This is a genomic window from Pseudomonas carassii, assembly GCF_036324045.1.
GTDB lineage: Bacteria > Pseudomonadota > Gammaproteobacteria > Pseudomonadales > Pseudomonadaceae > Aquipseudomonas > Aquipseudomonas peradeniyensis.
Genome location: NZ_JAZDCT010000001.1, coordinates 1 through 24532, shown reverse-complemented (window position 1 = coordinate 24532; position 24532 = coordinate 1). Strand labels below are relative to the sequence as shown.

The 24532-nt window shown below is 67.0% G+C and carries 17 protein-coding genes; 6 read left to right on the top strand and 11 right to left on the bottom strand.

Features of this window, described 5'->3' with window-relative positions:
• Positions 1–39: 39 nt before the first annotated feature.
• The 7 genes from V0R62_RS00085 to V0R62_RS00055 all read right to left on the bottom strand — a co-directional run bounded on the left by V0R62_RS00085 (position 40) and on the right by V0R62_RS00055 (position 8406).
• Complete coding sequence (locus V0R62_RS00085) at positions 40–1665, bottom strand: BatD family protein (RefSeq protein WP_330102251.1); 1626 nt, start codon at positions 1663–1665, stop codon at positions 40–42.
• Entirely contained in the window at positions 1662–3380 is a 1719-nt protein-coding gene (locus V0R62_RS00080) for a vWA domain-containing protein (protein WP_330102250.1), read from the bottom strand. Before V0R62_RS00080 ends, V0R62_RS00085 begins: the two co-directional genes overlap by 4 nt.
• A complete protein-coding gene (locus V0R62_RS00075) occupies positions 3377–4453 on the bottom strand; it encodes a vWA domain-containing protein (RefSeq protein WP_186714801.1) in 1077 nt (358 codons plus the stop codon). Before V0R62_RS00075 ends, V0R62_RS00080 begins: the two co-directional genes overlap by 4 nt.
• A complete protein-coding gene (locus V0R62_RS00070) occupies positions 4446–4940 on the bottom strand; it encodes a DUF4381 domain-containing protein (protein WP_050706544.1) in 495 nt (164 codons plus the stop codon). Before V0R62_RS00070 ends, V0R62_RS00075 begins: the two co-directional genes overlap by 8 nt.
• Entirely contained in the window at positions 4937–5881 is a 945-nt protein-coding gene (locus tag V0R62_RS00065) for a DUF58 domain-containing protein (protein WP_330102249.1), read from the bottom strand. The genes V0R62_RS00070 and V0R62_RS00065 overlap by 4 nt, the downstream gene beginning before the upstream one ends.
• Before the next feature lie 4 nt (positions 5882–5885).
• The gene (locus V0R62_RS00060; RefSeq protein WP_050706542.1) at positions 5886–6845 is read right to left on the bottom strand and encodes an AAA family ATPase; all 960 of its coding nucleotides are present in this window, start codon (positions 6843–6845) and stop codon (positions 5886–5888) included.
• Between the two features lie 211 nt (positions 6846–7056).
• The gene (locus V0R62_RS00055; protein WP_330102248.1) at positions 7057–8406 is read right to left on the bottom strand and encodes an NCS2 family permease; all 1350 of its coding nucleotides are present in this window, start codon (positions 8404–8406) and stop codon (positions 7057–7059) included.
• Positions 8407–8764: 358 nt separating this feature from the next.
• Here V0R62_RS00055 and V0R62_RS00050 point away from each other — a divergent pair, with 358 nt between their 5' ends.
• The gene (locus V0R62_RS00050; protein ID WP_330102247.1) at positions 8765–9520 is read left to right on the top strand and encodes a GntR family transcriptional regulator; all 756 of its coding nucleotides are present in this window, start codon (positions 8765–8767) and stop codon (positions 9518–9520) included.
• 149 nt (positions 9521–9669) lie between these two features.
• Complete coding sequence (aqpZ, locus tag V0R62_RS00045) at positions 9670–10368, top strand: aquaporin Z (RefSeq protein WP_028692850.1); 699 nt, start codon at positions 9670–9672, stop codon at positions 10366–10368.
• Here the strand turns inward: aqpZ and guaD are convergent.
• The 4 genes from guaD to xdhA form a co-directional block, all read right to left on the bottom strand.
• Entirely contained in the window at positions 10365–11669 is a 1305-nt protein-coding gene (guaD, locus tag V0R62_RS00040) for a guanine deaminase (protein WP_330102246.1), read from the bottom strand. The two genes, aqpZ and guaD, sit on opposite strands and share 4 nt — an antisense overlap.
• Before the next feature lie 10 nt (positions 11670–11679).
• Positions 11680–12525, bottom strand: coding sequence for a xanthine dehydrogenase accessory protein XdhC (xdhC, locus tag V0R62_RS00035; protein ID WP_330102245.1), 846 nt, complete (start codon positions 12523–12525; stop codon positions 11680–11682).
• A 151-nt stretch (positions 12526–12676) separates the two neighbouring features.
• On the bottom strand, positions 12677–15076 hold the full coding sequence (xdhB, locus tag V0R62_RS00030; RefSeq protein WP_330102244.1) for a xanthine dehydrogenase molybdopterin binding subunit: 2400 nt from the start codon (positions 15074–15076) through the stop codon (positions 12677–12679).
• Positions 15069–16523 (bottom strand): xanthine dehydrogenase small subunit, encoded by a 1455-nt coding sequence (xdhA, locus tag V0R62_RS00025; RefSeq protein ID WP_330102243.1) that lies wholly within the window; start codon positions 16521–16523, stop codon positions 15069–15071. The genes xdhB and xdhA overlap by 8 nt, the downstream gene beginning before the upstream one ends.
• A gap of 272 nt (positions 16524–16795) precedes the next feature.
• Here xdhA and V0R62_RS00020 point away from each other — a divergent pair, with 272 nt between their 5' ends.
• The 4 genes from V0R62_RS00020 (at position 16796) to ligA (ending at position 24483) form a co-directional block, all read left to right on the top strand.
• Positions 16796–17455 (top strand): GntR family transcriptional regulator, encoded by a 660-nt coding sequence (locus V0R62_RS00020; protein WP_050706590.1) that lies wholly within the window; start codon positions 16796–16798, stop codon positions 17453–17455.
• Positions 17456–17458: 3 nt separating this feature from the next.
• Entirely contained in the window at positions 17459–20947 is a 3489-nt protein-coding gene (smc, locus tag V0R62_RS00015) for a chromosome segregation protein SMC (protein WP_330102242.1), read from the top strand.
• Between the two features lie 205 nt (positions 20948–21152).
• Positions 21153–22040 carry a cell division protein ZipA gene (zipA, locus tag V0R62_RS00010; protein ID WP_330102241.1) on the top strand — a complete coding sequence of 296 codons (888 nt, stop codon included), beginning with the start codon at positions 21153–21155 and terminating at the stop codon, positions 22038–22040.
• Between the two features lie 100 nt (positions 22041–22140).
• The gene (gene ligA / locus V0R62_RS00005) at positions 22141–24483 is read left to right on the top strand and encodes an NAD-dependent DNA ligase LigA (RefSeq protein WP_330102240.1); all 2343 of its coding nucleotides are present in this window, start codon (positions 22141–22143) and stop codon (positions 24481–24483) included.
• Positions 24484–24532 lie beyond the last annotated feature (49 nt).

The following is a 24532-nucleotide window of genomic DNA, read 5'->3' as shown; positions in this document are numbered from 1 at the left end:
ATCGCGGGGCCGTGGGAGTGGGCTTGCCCCGCGATGAGGCTACTTGGGATACAGCGGCGGCAGGCTACCCGCGTCGCCCGAGGGCGCCAGCACCTGCTCGGCCGGCGGAATCGCGCCGATCGCTCGCCATAGCTCGTCGCCGTGCCAGTATTGCCCGCTCTCGCTGTACAACGCCCCATTCAACCCGTCCAGTGCATCCGACAACGGCACGAAGCGCGCCGCCATCTCGGCCAGGGTTTCCGGCTGCTGCCGGGCCCAGGCGTCCAGCGCCTGGCGGGTGGCCTGCGGGTCGTTGGCCTGGCAGGCGCGCTTGAGGTCGTCGAGCAGCGTGCGCGGGCTCGGGCCGGTCTGTGCCGCGCGCAGCACCGCCGGTTGCGAGCGGGCCCGCCACCACAGGGTGAAGCCGAGCAGGGTGGTCAGGGCCAGGACCAGCGTGGCCAGCTGCCAGGGCCAGAGCGGGCCGGGGCTCAGGTTGCCGCCGCCGACTGGCGTGTCGGCGCTCAGCGCCGGGTTGTCCTGCACGTTCAGGGTGCGGGCCGGCAGGCTGCTGTGCTCCAGGTGGTCTTCGCGGGTGTTCCACCAGGTCACCTCCAGCGCTGGCAGGGCCAGGTCGCCGGCGTGGGTCGGCACCAGCGCCTCGCGCTCCTCGCGGTTGGCGACCATGCCGCGCTCGCCGATCTCGTTGCGTAGCAACGGCTGGTCGGGGTAGCGGCGCAGGCCGGTGACCTCGGTGGCCGGCAGTGGCGGGAGTTGGGTGCTCGACAGGCCCTCGGCGCGTACGGTGATGTTGCGCGTCAGCGAGTCGCCAATTTGTGTCGGCTGACGCTCCGGGTCGGGGTTCCAGTGCTCTTCCAGGGTCAGGCTGCGGGCCGGCAGCCAGGGGCGGTCGGCCGGGTAGCTGGCCGGGATCGGCTTGACCGTCAGGCGCAGCGGCAGCGAGCTGACCTGCACCTGGCGGCCGACCCGCGGCGTGCCGGCTGGCTGTTCGCCATTGTCGGCGGCGGTGGCGGTGAAACGCAGCGGCGGCACTTCAAGGCTGCCGCTCTGTTGCGGATAGATCGCATAACGGGTCTCGATCACCCCGTGGCGCACGCCGTTGATGTCCTTCTCGTAGGTGCGCGACTCGCCCAGCGGGTCGACCTTGGCGTTTTCCAGCTGCAGCGGGCTGAGGCTGCTGTCGTCGTACAGCGCCACCGAATGGTAGATGCGCAGGGTCAGCACGGCCTGGGCCTGGACATAGACCTCGCTGCTGTCCAGGGTGGCCTCGACGAACACCTGCGCCGCCGCGTCCGGGCGTTGGCTGTCGGCCTGCTGCACTTGCAGTTCGATGGCCTGGCTGCGCGACTGACCCAGCTGCAGCTCGGGGATGCGCAGGCTGCCGCTGCGCCGGGGCAGCAGGGTGATGATCCAGCGGGTGCTGGCGCGGGTCTCGCCGTCCAGGGTGTGCAGGCTGTTGAGCTGGCGCGTGCCGCGCACCTCGAAGTCGGGTTCGAGGGTGCGCAGGTCGGGTTTGCCGAACTGGGTGACGTCCTGGCTCTCGAGGGTGAGCTCCAGGGTTTCGCCGGCTTCCAGGCGCGTGCGGTCGACGCTGGCCTGCAGGATCGGTTCGGCCTGTGCCGCGAGGCCCCATAGCAGGCCTAGGAGAAAGACGCCGAGGCGACTCATCGTGGTGTTTCCTGATGCAATTGCTGTTCGTACCAGAATTTGCGCCGCAGCAGTTCCGATGGATTGTCGGGGATCTCCCGCAACCATTGTTCCAGGGCCTGGCGCTGTTCGGCGTCGAGGCTGGTGGAGAGCGGCCGCTGGGGCGGCTGGGTGAGGCTGTCGTCATCGCCGCCGGCAGCGCCGGGCGGGGCTTGGGTGTTGCCCTGGTTGTCGCCGTTCTGCTGGCCTTGGGCCTGTTCGTCGCTGCCGGGCGTGCCCTGGGCTTGGCTGCTGGTCGAGCTGCTGTTGCCTTCGGTCTCGTTGCCGGGGGTGCCTTGGGCATCGGCATTGTTCGGTTGTGTCTCGGCGCTGGCCTGGCGCTGCTGCAACAGTTGCTGGACCAGGGCCTGGTTGTCCAGTGCCGCCTTCAGGTCGGGCTGGCGTTCCAGGGCCTGTTCATAGGCGTCCAGCGCCGCCTCCAGTTCGCCGGCGTGGGCCAGGGCGTTACCTCGATTGTAGTGGGCGGCCGCGGTGCCGGCCTGGGCGAAGGCGGCGGCGGCGCCTTCGAAATCGCCGGCCTGGTACAGGGCCATGCCGCGCCACTGGCTGTCCTCGAAGTGGCGGGCCGCCTCGGCCGGGCGTTGCCGCTTCAGCAGGCGCTGGCCCTGCTGGTCGGGGCGCAGCCACAGGTCGTTGAACTCGAAGGCCTGGCTCGGTTGCGGCAAGGCCAGCAGCAGCGGCAGGCAGAACAGCCAGCCACGCCGGCCTGCGCAGGCGGCGAGCAGCAGCAGGGGCAGCAGCAGCCAGTAGCCCTGGTCGGCCCAGCTGTCCAGTTGCAGGGTCTGGCCATCGTTGTGCAGCAGCCGCGGGTTGTCGAACAGGCCCAGGCCGCGCAGGTCGAGGTCGTCGATGCGGGCGTGGCGGTAGCGCCCGCCGGTCGAGCCGATGAAGCTCTTCAGCGAGGCGCTGTCCAGGCGTGGCAGGAGGATGCCGCCCTGGTCGTCCTTCAGGTATTCGCCATTGGCCTGGCGCACCGGCGCCCCCTCGGCGCTGCCGACGCCCAGCATCAGCAGGCTCGGGCCCTGGCGCCCGAGGGCCTGGCGAATGCCTTCGCGCTCCGGCTCGCTCAATGACGAGCCGATCAGCAGCAGGCGACCCTGGCCGAGACCGCTCTGGGCGAGCAGGGCCAGGCCCTTGTGCACGGCGAGGTCGGCACGCTGGCCGGGCTGCGGCATGATCGACGGGTCGACGGCCTCGAGCAGGTTGCGCGTGGTGCCCAGGTCATCGGACAGCGGCACCAGGGTGTGGGCGGAGCCTGCGTAGACGATCAGCGCGGTCTGGCTGTCGCGGCGGTGCTCGAGCAGGTCGAGGATCTTGCGCCTGGCCTGTTCCAGGCGGTTCGGCGTGCTGTCCTCGGCGAGCATCTGCGGCGTCAGCTCGAGCAGGATCACCAGCGGGTCGGCCGGGCGCTGGCGGGTTTCCTCCAGGCGCTGCCAGCTGGGCCCGAGCAGGGCCAGGACGATCAGCAGCCAGGCCAGGCCCAGGGCGATCCACGGCAGCTTGCTGGTGCTGCCGCTGCCGCCGCCGAGCAAGACCGCGTGGAACGGTTGCGGCAGGATCAGCTGCCAGCGCCCGGCGCGCTTGCGCCGGTGCCAGAGCTTGAACAGCAGCCAGCCAAGCAGAGGGATCACCAGCAGCCAGAGCGGGCGCAGCCATTGGGGCCAGAGTTCGATCATCGCCGCCTCCTCAGGCGCAGGCGCTTGAGGCGCTGGCGCCATTCTGGGTGGGGCTGCAGGAAGCGTGGCTTGCGCAGCAGGCGTTGCAACAGGTTGTCCGGCCACTGCACGGCCACCACCAGCAGCACGCTGAGCAGCAGCGCCAGGGCCAGCGGCCAGGCGTACAGGGCATGGGCGGTGCGTGCCTGGGTCGGCTGCTGAGCCACCGGTTCCAGTTGGTCGAGGGTGTCGCCGATGGCGCCCAGCTCGGCGCCATCGTGGGCGCGGAAGTAGCTGCCGTGGGTGATCTCGGCGATCTCCTTGAGCGAGGCTTCGTCCAGGTCCAGGCTCGGGTTCAGCCCGAGCAGGCCCGGCGTGCCGCTGGCCTCGGGGTTGGCGCCGATGCCGATGGTGTAGATACGCACGCCTTCCTGGGCGGCCAGGCGGGCGGCGGTCAGCGGGTGGATCTGCCCGCCGTTGTTGGCGCCGTCGGTGATCAGGATCAGCACTCGGCTCTGCGCCGGCCGCTGGCGCAGGCGCTTGACCGCCAGGCCGATGGCGTCGCCGATGGCGGTGTTCTTGCCGGCGATGCCGATCTGTGCCTCGTCGAGGAAGGTGCGCACGGTACGCCGGTCGAAGGTCAGCGGAGCCTGCAGGTAGGCCTGGCTGCCGAACAGGATCAGGCCGACGCGGTCGCCTTGGCGGTCCTGGAGGAAGTCGCCCATCAGCGCCTTGACCAGGTCCAGGCGGCTGATCTCGTCGTCCTTCCACTGCATGTCGGGGAAGTCCATGGACCCGGACACGTCCACTGCCACCAGCAGGTCGCGCCCGCTGGCCGACACCGGCAGCGGATCGCCCAGCCACTGCGGGCGGGCGGCGGCCAGCAACAGCAGCAGCCAGATCAGGATGAACGGCGCCTGCTGACGCCAGGTGGGCAGGTTCAGCCGCGCGCGGCGCCCGGCCAGGCCTTCGAGTTCATCAAGGAAGCCCACCTTGAGCACCGGCTCGCCACTGTCGGCGGCGGGCAGCGCCAGGCGCGCCAGCCAGGGCAGCGGCAACAGCAGGAAGATCCACGGCCAGGCCAGTTCAAACATGCTTGCGGATCCAGGTTTCGACCGCCTGGGCAAGCCCGGCGATGGCCTTGTCGTCGAGCTTGCACTCGGGTTTGTAGGTGCCTTCGACCAGTACCATCCAGCGGGTCAGGCCGGCGGCCGGGCAGCGGTTGTCGAGAAACGCCAGCCATTTCCGGCCGCTGAGGGTGTGGCTGTTGGCGCCGGGGTACTGGTTACGGCACAGGCGTTTGAGCAGAGCGTTGATCTGCTGCAGCCAGGCGCCGGCCGGTGCGCCGTCGTAAGGGCGTGGCAGGCGTGCCAGCTCGGCCAGGGCCTCGACACGGATCGGGTCCAGCGGCAGTTCGGCGCGCACCACCTTGCGCTTGCCCGGGCGCCAGCGACGCAGGCGCCAGGCGCCCCAGCCGAGCAGCGGCAGCAGGGCCAGCAGCAGCCACCAGCCGGGCGCGGGCGGCCACAGGCCGATGGCCGGCGGCGCGATCAGCGGTTGCAGCTGGTCCAGCGGATTCATCGGGCACTCCCGGGGCGCTGCGCGTTCAGGTACTCACGCAGTTGCTCGATCATCTCGCTCTGGGTGCTCAATGGCATCAGCACCACCCGCAGTTTCTGCGCCAGCAGTTCCCAACGCTCGATGCGCGCCTCGGCCTGCTGGCGATAGCTCTGGCGCAGGTTGGCATCCAGCGTGTCGAGTTCCAGTTGCGCGCCGCGCTGGGCGAAACGCAGCAGGCCGGCGGCGGGCAGGGCATGGTCGAGCGGGTCGCTGACCGGCATCAGCAGCACGTCGCAATGCCGTGAGAGCATGGCCAGGTGCTGCTCGACGCCGGCACTGAGGGCGCGTTCGTCGCAGATGACGATGGCCAGACTGCCCGGGCGCAGCACTTCGCGCGCCCGGCGCAGGGCCAGGCCCAGGCTGTCGGGCTGCGGCACGGCCTCGGTGTGCAGGGCCTGGTTGACCTTGGCCAGGCGGTTGAGCAGTTGCAGCAGGCTCTGCTTGCTGCGCCGCGGCTTGATCTCGTGGGGCTCGCTGTCGCCGAACACCAGCCCGCCGATGCGGTCGTTGTGGCCCAGCGCCGCCCAGCCGAACAGGGCTGCGGCCTGGGCCGCCAGCACCGACTTGAACATCAGCCCGGAGCCGAAGAACAGCCGCTGGCTCTGCTCGACCATGATGAAGATCGGCCGCTCGCGCTCCTCGTGGAAGAGCTTGGTGTGCGGCTCCTGGGTGCGCGCGGTGACGCGCCAGTCGATGTTGCGCACATCGTCGCCGGCCTGGTAGACCCGCACCTGGTCGAAGTCCACCCCGCGGCCACGCAGCTTGGAGTGGTGCAGGCCCACCAGCGGGCTGCGCTGGCCGGGCCGGGAGAACAGCTGGATCTCGCGCACGCGGTGGCGCATGTCGATCAGGTCGGCCAGGCCGATGCGGATGCCGGGTTCGGCCAGCTGCGAGGTGGGCATGGGGTCAGGCGACGGCGACGACGTCGAGGATGCGCTGGACCACGCGGTCCTGGTCGACCCCGGCCGCCTCGGCCTCGAACGAGAGGATGATGCGGTGGCGCAGCACGTCGAACAGCACCGCCTGGATATCCTCGGGGCTGACGAAGTCGCGCCCGGCCAGCCAGGCGTGGGCGCGCGCGCAGCGGTCCAGGGCGATCGAGCCGCGGGGGCTGGCGCCGTAGGCGATCCAGTCGGCCAGTTCGCTGTCGAACTTGGCCGGGGTGCGGGTGGCCATGACCAGCTGCACCAGGTATTCCTCCACCGCATCGGCCATGTACAGGCCGAGAATCTCCTTGCGCGCGGCGAAGATCGCCTGCTGGCTGACCCGGCGCTCGGGCTTCACTTCGCCGCCCAGGGCTTCGCCGCGGGCCTGCAGGAGAATGCGCCGCTCGACGGTGGCATCCGGGAAACCGATCTTCACGTGCATCAGGAACCGGTCGAGCTGGGCCTCGGGCAGCGGATAGGTGCCTTCCTGCTCGATCGGGTTCTGCGTGGCCATCACCAGGAACAGCGGCGACAGTTCGTAGGTGCTGCGCCCGACGCTGACCTGGCGCTCGGCCATGGCTTCGAGCAACGCCGACTGCACCTTGGCCGGGGCGCGGTTGATTTCGTCGGCCAGCACCAGGTTGTGGAAGATCGGCCCTTGCTGGAACACGAAGCTGCCGGTTTCCGGGCGGTAGATCTCGGTGCCGGTGATGTCGGCCGGGAGCAGGTCGGGGGTGAACTGGATGCGATGGAATTGCGCCTCGATGCCTTCGGCAAGCTCCTTGATGGCCTTGGTCTTGGCCAGGCCCGGGGCGCCCTCGACCAGCATGTGGCCGTCGGCCAGGAGCACGATCAGCAGGCGCTCGACCAGTTTTTCCTGGCCGAGGATCTGGGAGGAGAGAAAGGTGCGCAGCGCGATCAGCGCCTCACGGTGTTCCATCGTCGACGGTTCCTGGGGATGGGCCCTGGCGCGCTGGGAGCGCTGACCGGGCGGGGGTGGATACTTTAATCCATCCGGGGGGGCGGGGACCAATGGCGCTTTGCAAAATTCGTGTAAAGCAGGGGTGTGGGGGGCCGGGCGACAGCGCCGGTGCTGGCGACCTGAACGGAAAAGGGGCGCCAGTGGCGCCCCTTCCCGGTGTCGATTCAAGTCAGAGGAACACGAACTTGGCAATGAAGATCAGGCACAGCACCCACAGGCTCGCCGAGATGTCCTTGAACTGCCCGGTACCCGCCTTCAACGCCACATAGCTGATGAAGCCCAGGGCAATGCCGTCGGCCACGGAGAAGGTCAGCGGCATCATGATCACCGTGACGATCGCCGGAATGCTGTCGGTGGCCTCGTCCCAGTGGATGTGCGCCATGCTGCCCATCATCAGCATCGCCACATAGATCAGCGCGCCGGCGGTGGCATAGGCCGGAATCATTCCGGCCAGCGGGGCGAAGAACATCGCGGCAATGAACAGCACGCCCACCACCACGGCGGTCAGGCCGGTACGCCCGCCCGCCGCCACGCCCGCGGCACTTTCCACGTAGCTGGTCACCGGCGGTACGCCGACCACCGCGCCGAACACGCTGGAGGTACTGTCGGCCTTCAGGGCCCGCGACAGGTTCTCGATGCGCCCGTCCGGCGCCACCAGGTTGGCGCGCTGGGCCACGCCCATCAGCGTGCCGGCGGTGTCGAACATGTGCACGAACAGGAACGCCAGCACCACGCTGATCATGCTGACGTTGAACACCCCGGCCACGTCCATGGCCATCCAGGTCGGCGCCAGGCTCGGCGGCATCGACATCACCCCGCCGAACTTGACCAGGCCCAGGCCCCAGCCGGCCAGGGTGACGCCGATGATGCTGATCAGGATCGCGCCGAACACCCGCTTGTAGCTGAGGATGGCGATCAGCAGGAAGCACACGGCCGCCAGCAGCGGGCCGGGCTCATGCAGCGAGCCCAGCTTGACCAGGGTGGCCGGGCTGTCGACGATGATGCCGGCGGTCTTCAGGCCGATCAGCCCGAGAAACAATCCGACGCCGGCCCCCATGGCATGGCGCAGGCTCACCGGGATGCTGTTGAGCAGCCATTCGCGCACTTTCGACAGGGTCAGGAACATGAACAGCACGCCCGAGACGAACACCGCCCCCAATGCTGTTTCCCAGTTGTAGCCCATGGTGCCGACCACGGTGTAGGTGAAGAAGGCGTTCAGGCCCATGCCCGGCGCCAGGCCCACCGGCCAGTTGGCGTACAAGCCCATCAGCAGGCAGCCCAGGGCGGCGGCGATGCAGGTGGCAACGAACGCGGCGCCGTGGTCGATACCGGCGTCGGCCATGATGTTGGGGTTGACGAAGATGATGTAGGCCATGGTGATGAAGGTGGTCACCCCGGCGATCAGTTCGGTCCTGACGGTAGTGCCATGTCGCTTGAGTTTGAAAATCCGCTCCAGCCAGCCCGTTTCGAGCGGTGGGGCGAGATCCAGCGTAGGTGCTTCGGATTTGCGGCTTTCCACAGCGAGTACTCCTCAAGTCTTTCTTGTTGTTCGAAGCCTGGTCCTGAGCCGATGCACTTGGGGGCTTCGCGAGGGAGGGTGTGGCAGACGTCCGACCATTTTGTTGACTTCTGGGTCAGGAAGTTGCTCGCAGGATTATGCTTTTGTGTACAAATAATGCAAATAATGTTTTATCTTTTGTGCGTACAAACGGTCGTACAACGGCTATATAGGTAAAAGGCCACCTGCAGAAACGGGTCAGCCTGTGTACAATGGCGCCGTACCTTGGACCATTATCTTCTTCCCGGACTTGCCATCCCCCCGTCGACGGGCATTACAGTCACGGTCCGACTGGCAGATCCTTTGTGCTCGAGCGCCCATGAACGAACAGCTGCAACCTCTGAAAAAACCTGCGCGTACCGGCAAGGCCGGCCGCAGCGGTACCCAGGACGACATCGTCTACGCGCACATCTTCGAGGCGATCCTCGAGCAGCGTCTGGCCCCGGGCACCAAGTTGAGCGAGGAAGCATTGGGCGAGATCTTTGGCGTCAGCCGCACCATCATCCGCCGCGCGTTGTCGCGCCTGGCCCATGAAAGCGTGGTGCTGCTGCGGCCGAACCGTGGCGCGGTGGTGGCCAGCCCGACGGTGGAAGAGGCGCGCCAGGTATTCTTCTCCCGGCGCATGGTCGAGCGCGCCATTACCGAACTGGCCGTGCAGCACGCCACCGTCGAGCAGCTCAACGAACTGCGCCAGATGGTCCGCGAGGAGCGCGACAGCTTCTCCCGCGGTGATCGCGGCGCCGGTATCCGCCTGTCCGGCGAGTTCCACCTCAAGCTGGCCGAGGCCGCGGGCAACGCGCCGCTGGTGAGCTTCCAGCGCAGCCTGGTGTCGCAGACCTCGCTGATCATCGCCCAGTACGAGAGCGGCAACCGCTCGCACTGCTCGTACGATGAGCACATGCAGCTGATCGACGCCATCGAGGCCCGTGACGCCGAACAGGCGGTAAGCCTGATGATGCACCACATGGACCATATCGACAGCAAGCTCAACCTCGACGAGGAGAGCGCCTCGGACGATCTGCACGCGGTGTTCTCGCACCTGCTGAAAAAGCCCAAGGCCACCGCCAAGGGTTGATCGTTTGCCTGGATGAACAAGGGGCCGCTTCGCGGCCCTTTGTCGTTTCTGGCCACTGGCCAAAGCTCTGCTAGATTTCTCTTCAGCAAACCTTCATCAGGCAGTTGGGCTTGCGCAGTCGTTGCGTCCAATTACTTGAGGAATGATCCATGAGTTCGTCCCTGGGTGTGCGCATGGGTGCCGAGTTGGTCGGCACGTTCTGGTTGGTCCTCGGCGGGTGCGGCAGCGCGGTGCTGGCCGCAAGCTCTCCGGTCGGCATCGGTGTCCTCGGTGTCGCCTTCGCCTTCGGCCTGACGGTCCTGACCATGGCCTTTGCCATCGGTCATATTTCCGGTTGTCACCTCAACCCCGCCGTGTCGTTCGGCCTGGTGGTGGGCGGGCGCTTCCCGGCCAAAGAGTTGCTGCCCTATGTGATCGCCCAGGTGATCGGCGCGATCCTCGCCGCGGCGGTGATCTACTTCATCGCCAGTGGCAAGGCCGGTTTCGAGCTGGCCAACGGGTTGGCGTCCAACGGCTACGGCGAGCACTCGCCCGGCGGCTATACCTTGGCGGCGGGTTTTGCCAGCGAAGTGGTGATGACCGCGATGTTCCTGGTGATCATCATGGGCGCCACGGATGCCCGGGCGCCAGCGGGGTTCGCGCCGATCGCCATCGGCCTGGCGCTGACCTTGATCCACCTGATCTCGATCCCGGTGACCAATACCTCGGTGAACCCGGCACGCAGCACGGGGCCGGCGTTGTTCGTCGGTGGCTGGGCCGTGCAGCAGTTGTGGCTGTTCTGGGTGGCACCGCTGATCGGCGCGGCGATCGGCGGTGCGCTCTATCGAGGCCTGGCTAAACAGCCTTAGCGCTGGTGCACGCAACGCCCGGCGGCGTAGGTTTCACGCACGGTGCGGTCGTCGCCCAGGGTGGTGAGCACGAACAAGGTCTCCTCGATGTTCTTCGACTGCTGCAGACGGTAGTCCAGCAGCGGGGTGGCCTTGTAGTCGAGCACCACGAAGTCGGCGTCATTGCCTGGGCGCAGGCTGCCAATGCGATCGTCCAGGCGCAGGGCGCGGGCGCCGCCGAGGGTGGCCAGGTACAGCGACTTGTACGGGTGCAGGCGCGCGCCTTGCAGCTGCATCACCTTGTACGCCTCGTTCAGGGTGTTGAGCAGCGAGAAGCTGGTGCCGGCGCCGACGTCGGTGCCCAGGCCCACATTGACCTTGAAGCGCTCGGCCTGGGGCAGGTTGAACAGGCCGCTGCCGAGGAACAGGTTGGAGGTCGGGCAGAAGGCGATGGCCGAGCCGGTTTCGGCCAGGCGCTGGCATTCGTCGTCGCACAGGTGCACGCCGTGGGCGAACACCGAGCGCTCGCCGAGCAACTCGAAGTGGTCGTAGACGTCCAGGTAGCCTTTCTGCTCGGGGAACAGCGACTTGACCCAGTCGATCTCCTTGAGGTTCTCCGACAGGTGGGTGTGCATGTACACGCCCGGGTGCTCCTTGAGCAACTGGCCGGCCACGCTCAATTGCTCCGGCGTGCTGGTCGGCGCGAAACGCGGGGTGACCGCGTAGTGCAGGCGGCCCTTGCCGTGCCAGCGTTCGATCAGCGCCTTGCTGTCGCGGTAGCTGGATTCGGCGGTGTCGGTCAGGTAGTCGGGGGCGTTGCGGTCCATCATCACCTTGCCGGCGATCATGCGCAGGTCAAGGCGCTCGGCCTCCTCGAACAGGGCATTGACCGACTCCGGATGCACGCTGCCGAACACCAGGGCGGTGGTGGTGCCGTTGCGCAGCAGTTCCTTGAGGAAGATCTTCGCCACCTGGTCGGCATGGGCCTTGTCGGCGAACTGCTTCTCGCAGGGGAAGGTGTAGGTGTTCAGCCAGTCCAGCAGTTGCTCGCCGTAGGAGCCGACCATGCCGGTCTGCGGGAAGTGGATGTGGGTATCGATGAAGCCCGGGGTGATCAGGGCGTCCGGGTAATGCTGCACCGGGATGTCGGCATCGAGGGTCGGCAGCAGCTCGCTGGCATGGCCCAGGGCGCTGATGCGACCGTCGTCGACCACCAGCAGGCCGTCTTCATAGTATTCGCAGGACGCCTCCAGGCCGACCTCGGCGGGGTCGGCGATGCTGTGCAGGATGGCGGCTCGGTAGGCTTTGCGGGTTGCGCTCATGGGGCTCTCGTCAAAGGGTCTGGCTGCGTCGCGAGGACGGCAGCAACTGGGCGATGGGGCCTGAGTTGGCGGCAGCGTCGTGCTGGCCGAAGCAGGCGTTGTAGGTGGCAATGATTTCGGCGGCGATGGACACGGCGATCTCGATCGGCAGCTTGCCCTTGACCTCGGCCAGGCCCATCGGGCAGCGCATCCGCGCCATCAGCGCGTCGTCGAAACCGCGCTCGCGCAGGCGGTGCTCGAACTTGACCCGCTTGGTCTTCGAGCCGATCAGGCCGAACCAGGTGAAATCGTTGCGCTTGAGGATCGCGGCGGTCAGTTCCAGGTCCAGCTGGTGGTTGTGGGTCATGACGATGCAGTAGCTGCCGGCGGGCAGGTCGGCGACTTCGTCGACCGGCTCTTCGCTGACGATCCGGCTCACCCCGTTGGGGATGACGTCGGGGAACTCCTGCTCGCGCGAGTCGATCCAGCGCACCCGGCAGGGCAGCGCGGCGAGCAAGGGTACCAGAGCGCGACCGACATGGCCCGCGCCGAACACGGCGATCTCGGCCTGCACGCCGGTCATCGGCTCGAACAGCAGCACGGTGGCGCCGCCACAGCACTGGCCGAGGCTGGCGCCGAGGCTGAAGCGCTCCAGGTGCGGGGTGCTGCGGTGTTCATCGAGCATCTGCCGGGCGATGTGCAGGGCCTTGAACTCCAGGTGGCCGCCGCCGATGGTGTCGTACAGCGCGCTGGCGCTGACCACCATTTTCGAGCCGGCATTGCGTGGCGTGGAGCCGCGTTCCTCGATGATGGTCACCAGGACGCAGGGTTCGCCGCGGGCTTGATGGTCGGCGAGGGCGTTGATCCATTGGTGCATGATTTGAATCCTCCTCGTGCCCGTGTAGGAGCGGCCTTGTGTCGCGAAAGGGCTGCGTAGCAGCCCCAGAAATCTTGATTGCGGCACAGATCGTGGGGCCGCTTCGCGCCCCATTCGCGACACAAGGCCGCTCCTACAGGGTCCCGCGTTATCAGTGGGTGACGGTTTCCAATGCGGGCTCCACAGGCTGCTGCGCTGCCACCGCCTTGCGCATCTGCTCGCATCCCCACAACACCCGCTCCGGCGTCGATGGCGCGTCGATGTTCGGCTGCACCCGGTAGTCGGCGATGCTCGCCACCGCGTCCTTGATCGCGCACCAGGCGGCGATGCCGAGCATGAACGGCGGTTCGCCCACGGCCTTGGAATGGAACACCGTGTCCTCGGGGTTCTTGCGGTTCTCCACCAGTTTGACGCGCATGTCGATCGGCATGTCGGCCACCGCCGGGATCTTGTAACTGGCCGGGCCGTTGGTCATCAGCTTGCCTTTGGCGTTCCACACCAGCTCCTCGGTGGTCAGCCAGCCCATGCCCTGGACGAAGCCGCCCTCGACCTGGCCGATGTCGATGGCCGGGTTCAGCGAGTCGCCGACGTCGTGCAGGATGTCGGCGCGCAGCATCTTGTACTCGCCGGTCAGGGTGTCGACGATCACTTCCACGCATGCCGCGCCGAAGGCGAAGTAGTAGAACGGCCGGCCGCGGGCCTGGGAACGGTCGTAGAAGATCTTCGGCGTGCGGTAGAAACCGGTGGTCGACAGCGACACCTGGGCGAAGTAGGCCTGCTGCACCAGTTGCTCGAAGCTGACGATCTGGTCGCGCACGCGCACATGGCCGTTGCGGAACTCGACGTCTTCCTCGGTGACGTTGTAGTGCCGGGCAGCGAACTCGGTCAGGCGCTTCTTGAGGATTTCGGCGGCGTTCTGCGCCGCCTTGCCGTTCAGGTCGGCGCCGCTGGAGGCCGCGGTCGGTGAGGTGTTGGGTACCTTGTCGGTGTTGGTGGCGGTGATCTGGATACGGTTGAAGTCGACCTGGAACACCTGGGCCACCACCTGCGCGACCTTGGTGTTCAGGCCCTGGCCCATCTCGGTGCCGCCGTGGTTGAGGTGGATGCTGCCGTCGGTATAGATGTGGATCAAGGCACCGGCCTGGTTGAGGAAGGTGGCGGTGAACGAGATGCCGAATTTCACCGGGGTCAGCGCCAGGCCCTTTTTCAGTACCGGGCTGTTGGCGTTGAAGCGGCGGATCGATTCGCGGCGCTCGTGGTAGTCGCTGCTCGCCTCGATCTCGGCGGTCATCTCCTCGAGCATGTTGTGCTCGACGGTCTGGTAGTAGTGGGTAACGTTGCGCTCGGTCTTGCCGTAGTAGTTGGCCTTGCGCACCGCCAGCGGGTCGAGCGCCAGGTGGCGGGCGATATGGTCCATCACCTGTTCGATGGCAACCATGCCTTGCGGGCCGCCGAAGCCGCGGTAGGCGGTGTTGGACGCGGTGTTGGTCTTGCAGCGGTGGCCGTGCACCGTGGCGTCGCCCAGGTAGTAGGCGTTGTCGGAGTGGAACATGGCGCGGTCGACGATCGAGCCGGACAGGTCGGGCGAGTAGCCGCAGTTGCCGGCCAGGTCGAAGTTGATGCCGTGCAGGCGGCCGCTGTCGTCGAAGCCGACGTCGTACTCGACGTAGAACGGATGGCGCTTGCCGGTCATCATCATGTCTTCGACGCGGGGCAGGCGCATCTTGGTCGGCTGGCCGGTCAGGCGCGCGATCACCGCGCACAGGCAGGCGGGGCTGGCGGCCTGGGTTTCCTTGCCGCCGAAGCCGCCGCCCATGCGGCGCATGTCGACGACGATCTTGTGCATCGGCACGTCGAGCACCTCGGCGACCAGCTTCTGCACCTCGGTGGGGTTCTGCGTGGAGCAGTAGACGATCATGCCGCCGTCTTCGCTGGGCATCACCGAGCTGATCTGGGTTTCCAGGTAGAAGTGCTCCTGGCCGCCGATGTGCAGGCTGCCCTGGATGCGGTGCGGGGCGCTGGCCAGGGCTGCGTCCGAGTCACCGCGCTTGTGGGTGTGGCTGTCGAGCACGAAGTGTTTCTTGCGCAGCGCTTCGACCACATCGAGCACCGGTTCCAGGTCTTCGTACTCGACGATGGCGGCCATGGCGGCGCGACGGGCGGTGTCCAGGTCGCGGGCGGCCACGGCGAGCACTGGCTGGCCGAAGAACTCGACCTTGTCGATGGCCAGCAGCGGGTCGCCGGCCACCACCGGGCCGATGTCCTTGAGCCCCGGGATGTCCTCGTGGGTGATGGCGATACGTACGCCTTCGAACTGGTAGCAGGGGGTGGTGTCGATGCGCAGGATGCGCGCATGGGCGCGGTCCGCGGTGCGCGCATAGACGTGCAGCTGGTTGGGGAATTCCAGGCGGTCGTCGATGTACACCGCCTCGCCCGCCACGTGCTTGTCGGCGCTGTCGTGCTTGAGGCTGCGGCCGACCCCGCTGGTCAGGTCCTGGCTGAACAGTGCGGCCATCTCGGCCTGGCTCTTGACGGCGTGATGGTTAGACATAGGCGGTCACCCGGGTTTCGATGTGCGGCGTTTGCAGTTCGATGAAGTACTTGCGCAGCAGGTTCTGCGCGGTCAGCAGGCGGTACTCGCGGCTGGCGCGGAAGTCGCTGAGCGGGGTGAAGTCCTCGGCCAGGGCCTGGCAGGCGCGCTCGACGCTGGCCTGGGTCCACGGCTTGCCGCGCAGCGCGGCCTCGCAGGCGCGGGCGCGTTTCGGAATCGCCGCCATGCCGCCGAAGGCGATGCGCACGCCGCTGACCACGCCGTTCTCGATGCTCAGGTTGAACGCCGCGCATACGGCGGAGATATCGTCGTCCAGGCGCTTGGACACTTTATAGGCGCGGAACGTCCAGTCGTTGCTGGCGCGCGGCACGATGATCTTCTCGATGAACTCGCTGTCCTGGCGCGCGGTGATGCGGTAGTCGATGAAGTAGTCTTCCAGGGCCAGGGTGCGCTGGCGTTCGCCCTGGCGCAGGACGATCTGCGCGTCCAGGGCGATCAGCAGGGGCGGCGAGTCGCCGATCGGCGAGGCGTTGCCGATGTTGCCGCCCAGGGTGCCCTGGTTGCGGATCTGCAGCGAGGCGAAGCGGTGCAGCAGGTCGCCGAAGTCAGGGTATTCCTCGTTGAGCGCGGTGTAGCAGTCGGTCAGCGGAGTGGCGGCGCCGATCTCCAGGTGGGTGGCGGTCTTGTCGATGCGCTTGAGCTCGGCGACATGGCCGACGTAGATCATCACCGGCAGGGTGCGGTGGAACTGGGTGACCTCCAGCGCCAGGTCGGTGCCACCGGCCAGCAGGCGCGCCTCGGGGTGCGAGCTATAGAGGTCGGCCAGGTCGGCCACGGTCAGCGGCACCAGGCAGCGTTTGTCGCCGCTGTTGAGTTCGCCGGTCTGTTGCGGGGCGATGGCCTTGAGGCGGGCGATGGTCTGCGCCTGCTGGGCGTCGAACTGGTCGCGACAGGGTTGGGCGCAGCTCTGCTCGGCGGCGGCCAGGATCGGCCGGTAGCCGGTGCAGCGGCACAGGTTGCCGGCCAAGGCCTCTTGGGCCTGGTGCAGGTCGTGGCCCTCGCTGTTCTTCTGCAGGGCGAACAGCGACATGACGAAGCCGGGGGTGCAGAAGCCGCACTGCGAACCATGGCAGTCGGCCATGGCTTTCTGCACGCTGTGCAGTTCGCCCTGGTGCTTGAGGCCCTCGACGCTGATCAGCTGCTTGCCGTGCAGGGAGGACACGAACGTCAGGCACGAGTTGAGGCTGCGGTAGCGGATACCGTCGCCGCCCTGGTCGTCCTCGACGAGCTCGCCGACGACCACGGTGCAGGCGCCGCAGTCGCCGCTGGCGCAGCCTTCCTTGGTGCCGGGTTTACCCAGGTGCTCGCGCAGGTATTGCAGCACCGTCATGTTCGGGTCCAGGGCGTGCTCGCTGCGCAGCTCCTGGTTGACGAGAAACTGGATCACGGGGGAGGGCCTCGCAATGGTTTTATTGTTGTTCGGGCGGACTCTAAGCAACGCTTGACCCTGAGGTCAATAATTTTCTGACTCAAAGGTCAAGATTTTGTCCAGAGGCCTTCCGAACCGCTTCATCGAGCCTTTTCCCAAGCATAGTTCGCGCCGAGTGGGAAAGTTGACCCGCCAGTCGCACAAAGCGCGTCGCGCCGCTGCGCGGGCACGGGACAAGTGCGCTACAATCGCGCCCTTGTGCACAGCTACCCAGATCGCGAAGGAAAACCATGACGTTCAAGGCGCCGGACAGCCTCTCCGAGCAAATTGCCCACTACCTGGCCGAGCGGATCATCCGCGGCGAACTCGCACCCGGCGAGCGCATCCAGGAGCAGAAGGTCACCCAGGCCCTCAACGTCAGCCGCGGCTCGGTGCGCGAGGCGCTGCTCATCCTCGAACGCCGCCACCTGGTGGCGATCCTGCCGCGCCGCGGCGCCCATGTGACCGAGCTGGACGAGAACAGCGTGCGCAGCCTGTGCACCCTGATGGGCGAGTTCTACATCCTGCTGGGCAACGCCGTTGCCCAGCATTGGCGCAGCGACAGCGACCTGCGCCCGTTCCTGGACATCCAGCAGCGCCTCAAGCAGGCCCACGCTGCCAAGGACATCAAGGCCTTCGTCGGCGACAGCTTCGCGGTGATGCGCGCCGCCTACCCGTTCGCCAACAACCCATACCTGCAGGAAACCGTCGAGAACCTGCAGCCGGCCATGAGCCGCGCCTACTACCTGGCCCTGGACCAGCGCCAGGCCAACATGGTCGATTACCTCGAGCTGTTCGCCCGCTTGCTCGAAGCCGTGGTCGCCCGCGACCTGCCGCGCATCCGCGAGGTGCTCACCGCCTATTGCCAGCGCAGTTGCGAACTGGTGCTGGCGGCGCTGGCGCGGGTCTGATCGATGCGCCTGAAGTGCATCCGCCTGGCCGGGTTCAAGTCCTTCGTCGACCCGACCACGGTCAACTTCCCCAGTAACATGGCGGCCGTGGTCGGCCCCAATGGCTGCGGCAAGTCCAACATCATCGACGCGGTGCGCTGGGTGATGGGCGAAAGCTCGGCCAAGAACCTGCGCGGCGAGTCGATGACCGATGTCATCTTCAACGGCTCCACCAGCCGCAAGCCGGTCAGCCAGGCCAGCATCGAGCTGGTGTTCGACAACAGCGACAACTCGCTGGTCGGCGAGTACGCCGCCTACGCCGAGATCTCGATCCGCCGCAAGGTCACCCGCGACGGGCAGAACACCTATTACCTCAACGGCACCAAGTGCCGGCGTCGTGATATCACCGATATCTTCCTCGGCACGGGCCTGGGGCCGCGCAGCTACTCGATCATCGAACAGGGCATGATCTCCAAGCTGATCGAGGCCAAGCCCGAGGAGCTGCGCAACTTCATCGAGGAGGCGGCAGGCATCTCCAAGTACAAGGAGCGCCGCCGCGAGACCGAGAACCGCATCCGCCGCACCCAGGAGAACCTGGCGCGCCTGACTGACCTGCGCGAAGAGCTGGAACGCCAGCTCGAGCGCCTGCACCGCCAGGCCCAGGCCGCCGAGAAGTACCGCGAGTACAAGGCCGAGGAGCGCCAGCTCAAGGCGCGCCTGGCGGCCCTGCGCTGGCGCGACCTGGACCAGCGGGTGCGCCAGCGCGAGACGGTCATCGGCGACCAGGAGATCGCCTTCGAGGCGCTGGTGGCCGAGCAGCGCAACGCCGATGCCAGCATCGAGCGCCTGCGCGACGGCCATCATGAGCTGTCCGAACGCTTCAACCAGGTGCAGGGCCGCTTCTATTCGGTGGCCGGTGATATCGCCCGGGTCGAGCAGAGCATCCAACACGGCCAGCAGCGCCTGCGCCAGTTGCAGGACGACCTCAAGGAAGCCGAACGCAGCCGCCTGGAAACCGAATCGCATCTGGGGCACGACCGCACCTTGCTGGCGACCCTGGGTGAAGAGCTGGCGATGCTGGAGCCCGAGCAGGAACTGACCCTGGCCTCGGCCGAGGAGGCCGCGGCGACCCTGGAGGAGGCCGAGCAGGGCATGCACGGCTGGCAGGAGCAGTGGGACAGCTTCAACACCCGCTCCGCCGAACCGCGCCGCCAGGCAGAAGTGCAGCAGGCGCGCCTGGCGCAGCTGGAGGCCAGCCTGGAACGCCTGGCCGAGCGCCAGCGCAAGCTGGGTGAAGAGCGTGACCAGCTCGGCGGCGATTCGCAGGATACCGAGACCAGCGACCTGGACGAGCAGGTAGCCAGCAGCGAGTTGCTGCTCGAAGACCTCCAGCTGCAGGAGCGGCAGGTGGTCGAGCAGTTGGACGCGTTGCGCGAGCAGATGCAGCAGGCCACCCAGGCGCAGCAACAGCAGCAGGGTGACCTGCAGCGCCTGGGTGGACGCCTGGCATCCCTCGAAGCCTTGCAGCAGGCCGCGCTGGAGCCCGGTGTCGGGGCCGCCGACTGGCTGCGCGCCCAGGGCCTGGAACAGCGCCCACGGCTGGCCGAGGGGCTGCGGGTCGAGCCCGGCTGGGAACTGGCGGTGGAAACGGTGCTGGGCGCCGATCTGCAGGCGGTGCTGCTGGATGATTTCACCGGCCTGGAGTTCGTCGCGCTGGAGCAGGGTGAACTGCGCCTGCTGATGGCGGGGGGAGAGGGCACGGCCATCGCCGGCAGCCTGCTCGACAAGGTAGAAGGACGCGTCGACCTGTCGCCCTGGCTGGGCCAGGTCATGCCGGTGGACACCCTGGAGCAGGCCCTGGCCCGGCGGGCGTCGCTGGGCGCTGGGCAGAGCCTGGTCAGCCGCGACGGCTACTGGGTCGGGCGGCACTTCCTGCGGGTCAGCCGCGGTGGCGAGGCCCAGGGTGGCGTACTGGCCCGTGGCCAGGAGATCGAGCGCTTGGGCCAGGAGCAGCTGGAGCAGGAGGCCTTGCTCGAACAGCTCGACGAGCAGCTGCAACGCCTGCGCGAGCAGCAGCTCGACCTGGAAGAGCTGCGCGAGCAACTGCGCCGACGCAGCCAGGACGAAAGCCGCCAACATGGCGAGCTCAAGGCGCGCCTGTCCGCCGGCCGCGCGCGTGCCGAGCAGTTGGAGCTGCGCCGCCGCCGCCTGCAGGAAGAACTGGCCGAGCTTCAGGAGCAGCGTGCCCTGGAGCACGAGCAACTGGGCGAGGCGCGCCTGCTGCTGCAGGAAGCCCTGGAACTGATGGCCCAGGACACCGAGCAGCGCGAGCTGCTGATGGCGCGCCGCGACACCCTGCGCGAAGGCCTTGACCGCATCCGCCAGGAAGCTCGCCAGCACAAGGATCACGCCCACCAGTTGGCCGTGCGCCTGGGTTCGCTGCGCGCCCAGCACGACTCGACCCGCCAGGCCCTCGAACGCCTGGAACAGCAGGCCGCGCGCCTGAGCGAGCGCCAGGAACAGTTGAACCTGAACCTGGAAGAGGGCGAGGCACCGCTGGAAGAATTGCGCCTCAAGCTCGAAGAGCTGCTGGAGCGACGCATGAGCGTCGACGAGGAAATGCGCCAGGCGCGCCTGCACATGGACGAGGCCGACCGCGAGCTGCGCGATGCCGAACGGCGCCGCACCCAGGCCGAGCAGCAGTCGCAGCTGCTGCGCGGCCAACTGGAGCAGCAGCGCCTGGAGTCCCAGGGGCTGGACGTGCGGCGCAAGACGTTGCAGGAACAACTGCTCGCCGACGGCTACGATCTTCAGGGCGTGCTCGCCACGCTCCAGGCCGACGCCAGCGAGCAGGGTACCGAGCAGGCGCTGGAGCAGCTCGAGGCGCGCATCCAGCGCCTGGGCGCGATCAACCTGGCGGCCATCGAGGAATACGAGCAGCAGTCCGAGCGCAAGCGTTACCTGGATGCCCAGGACGCCGATCTGGTCGAGGCGCTGGAGACCCTGGAAAACGTCATCCGCAAGATCGACAAGGAAACCCGCAACCGCTTCAAGGATACCTTTGATCAGATAAATGCCGGATTACAGGCACTTTTCCCAAAAGTTTTCGGTGGCGGCAGCGCTTATCTGGAACTGACGGGCGAAGATCTACTCGATACAGGGGTGACGATCATGGCGCGTCCACCGGGCAAGAAGAACAGCACCATCCATCTGCTGTCCGGCGGCGAGAAGGCACTGACGGCCCTGGCCCTGGTGTTCGCCATCTTCAAGCTGAACCCGGCGCCGTTCTGCATGCTCGACGAGGTCGACGCGCCGCTGGATGACGCCAACGTCGGGCGGTATGCCCGCCTGGTCAAGGAAATGAGCGAGACCGTGCAGTTCATCTACATCACCCACAACAAGATCGCCATGGAAATGGCCGACCAGTTGATGGGGGTGACCATGCACGAGCCGGGCTGTTCACGTCTTGTAGCAGTCGATGTGGAAGAGGCGATGGCCATGGTCGATGCGTAAGGGGTAAAGAAAGGGTGTGAACATGTAGGCAAATGCCTCAGCAGACGCGACAGACGGTGTAAAGTTGCCTTTGGTCGTGCTAGCTTAATGTCACTTATTTTTTGCGTGGGTAAAACGCCTGTCAGAACATAGAGTTGGCGCCACGTGTTAAAGGCCTTTGAAGCCTTTGTTTTCAAGCATATTTTTTATAGAGGCACGGGATTACATGGAAATCGGTCTGCGCGAGTGGCTGATCGTCATCGGCATCATTGTCATCGCCGGTATTCTTTTCGACGGCTGGCGCCGCATGCGCGGCGGCAAGGGCAAGTTGAAGTTCCGTCTGGACCGTAGCTACGCCAACGCCCCGGACGATGAAGGCAGCGCCGAGGTGCTCGGCCCTGCGCGTGTGCTGGAAACCCACAAAGAGCCCGAGCTGGACGAGTCCGACCTGCCGTCGGTGAGCGCCCCTGCGCGCGAACGGGAGCGCGAGCGCGAACCCAAGCCGGCCAAGGCCAAGCGCGGCAAGCGCAACCACAGCGAGCCGCAGCAGGGTGACCTGAACCTGGCCGCCGAGCCCCGCGAGCCTGACCTGTTCGAGGGTGGCGACGACGATTTCGCCGCCGACAACACCCGCGCCAACGGCTTCACCGCGCCGAGCACGCCGGCCAAGGAGCTGCCGCCGGCCGAGGAAGTGCTGGTGATCAGCGTCATTTCCCGTGACGAGGGTGGCTTCAAGGGCCCGGCACTGCTGCAGAACATCCTCGAAAGCGGCCTGCGCTTCGGCGAGATGGACATCTTCCATCGTCACGAGAGCATGGCCGGTCACGGCGAAGTGCTGTTCTCCATGGCCAACGCGGTCAAACCCGGCGTGTTCGACCTGGACGACATCGACCACTTCAGCACCCGTGCGGTGAGCTTCTTCCTCGGTCTGCCCGGCCCGCGCCATCCCAAGCAGGCCTTCGACGTGATGGTGGCCGCCGCCCGCAAGCTGGCCCACGAGCTCAACGGTGAGCTCAAGGACGACCAGCGCAGCGTGCTGACTGCCCAGACCATCGAGCACTACCGCCAGCGTATCGTCGAGTTCGAGCGCCGCGCCCTGACCCAGAAACGCTGATGTTTACGAGCGGGCGGATCCAGCCTCGATCCGCGCCGCACTGATACAAGCAAAAGAGCAGCCAGGGGCTGCTCTTTTGCTTTGCAAGAGAAGACGACCCATGAACGCCGAATCCCGAATCCATGCCCTGCGCGCCGAACTCGACCAGCACAACTACCGCTACTACGTGCTCGACGAACCCAGCGTGCCCGATGCCGAATACGACCGCCTGTTCAATGAGCTCAAGGCGTTGGAGGCCGAGCACCCGCACCTGGTGACCCCGGACTCGCCGACCCAGCGCGTTGGTGGCGCAGCGCTGGCGGCGTTCAGCCAGGTCCGTCACGAAGTGCCCATGCTCAGCCTGGGCAACGCCTTCGAGGAGGACGACCTGCGCGATTTCGGCCGCCGCGTGGTGGAAGGCCTGGATCTGCCGGGTGGCGATCAGGCGGCGGTGGACTACAGCTGCGAGCCGAAACTCGACGGCCTGGCGGTGAGCTTGCTGTACCGTGATGGCCAGTTGGTGCAGGGTGCCACCCGCGGTGATGGCACCACCGGCGAGGACATCAGCACCAACGTGCGCACTGTGCGCAACATCCCACTCAAGCTGCAGGGTGAGGGCTGGCCGGCGGTGCTGGAGGTGCGCGGCGAGGTGTACATGAGCAAGGCTGGCTTCGACCGGCTCAACGCCGCCCAGGCCGAGGCTGGCGGCAAGACCTTCGCCAACCCGCGCAACGCTGCGGCCGGCAGCCTTCGCCAGCTGGACTCGAAGATCACCGCCAGTCGCCCGCTGGAGTTCTGCTGCTATGGGGTAGGCCAGGTGTCAGAAGCCTTTGGCGACAGCCATATCGGCATCCTCGAGAAGCTCAAGACCTGGGGGCTGCCGATCAGCCGCGAGCTGCGCCATGCCGCCGGCATCGAGGAGTGCCTGGCCTACTACCGCGACATTGGCGCTCGCCGCAATGGCCTGCCCTACGAGATCGATGGCGTGGTGTTCAAGGTCAACAGCCTGGCCTCCCAGCGTGAACTGGGCTTCCGCGCCCGTGAGCCGCGCTGGGCGATCGCCCACAAGTTCCCGGCCATGGAAGAGCTCACCGAGGTGCTCGACGTCGAGTTCCAGGTTGGGCGCACCGGCGCGGTGACCCCGGTGGCGCGGCTCAAGCCGGTCAAGGTGGCCGGCGTGACCGTGTCCAACGCCACCCTGCACAACATGGACGAGATCGCCCGTCTGGGCCTGCGCATCGGCGATACGGTGATCATTCGCCGTGCTGGCGATGTGATCCCGCAGGTGATGCAGGTGGTGCTCGAGCGCCGCCCGCAGGACGCCCGGCCGGTTGAGGTGCCCACGCAGTGCCCGGTGTGCGGCTCGCAGGTCGAGCGTACCCAGCTGGTCAAGCGCAGCAAGGGCAAGGAAACCACCAGCGAAGGCGCGGTGTACCGTTGCGTGGGGCGCCTGAGCTGCGCCGCCCAGCTCAAGCAGGCGATCATTCATTATGTGTCGCGCCGGGCCATGGACATCGACGGCCTGGGCGAGAAGAGCGTCGAGCAGCTGGTCGACGAGAACCTGATCCGCTCGCCGGCCGATCTCTACCACCTGACCTTCGACCAGGTGGTGGCGCTGGAAGGCTTTGCCGAGGTGTCGAGCAACAAGTTGCTGGCCGCCATCGAGGCGAGCAAGCGCCCGAGCCTGGCGCGCTTCATCTATGCGCTGGGCATCCCCGATGTCGGCGAGGAGACCGCCAAGGTGCTGGCCCGCTCCCTGGGCAGCCTGACGCGGGTGCAGGTGGCATTGCCGCAGGTGCTGACCTACCTGCCGGACATCGGTCTTGAGGTCGCCCACGAGATCCACAACTTCTTCGAGGACGCGCACAACCGCGAGGTCATCGCGCAGTTGCTGGCCAGCGGCATGCAGTTGCAGGACGAGGGCGAGCTGGGCGCCGAGTTCGCCGCCAGTACCACGTTGGCCGGGATGCTGGCCAAGCTCGACATCCCCTCGGTTGGTCCGACCGGCGCCGAGAAGCTGGTGGACAAGCTGGGCACCCTGGAGCGGATCATCGCCGCTGACGGTATCGATTTGCGCCAAGCCCTGAACACCAAGCAGGCCGAAGGCGTGCGCGAGTTCTTCAAGGTCGAGGCCAACCAGCAGCTGGCCCGTGCCATCGAGGCCCAGTTGTTGGAGTTCGGCATGCACTGGTCGTGCGAGAAGAAGTCCGCCGAGGGCTTGCCGCTGGCCGGCCAGACCTGGGTGCTGACCGGCACCCTGGAGCGTATGAGCCGCGATATCGCCAAGGAGAAGCTGGAAAGCCTGGGGGCCAAGGTGGCGGGCTCCGTGTCGGGCAAGACCCACTGCGTGGTCGCTGGGCCCGGCGCCGGCTCCAAGCTGGCCAAGGCCGGGGAGCTGGGTGTCGCGGTGATGGACGAGGAGGCGTTCGTGGGCTTCCTGGCGGAGCGTGGTATCAGCGTCTGAACCCGCAGGCCTCATCGCGGGGCGGGGGGGGGGGCGCCCGGGGGGGTTG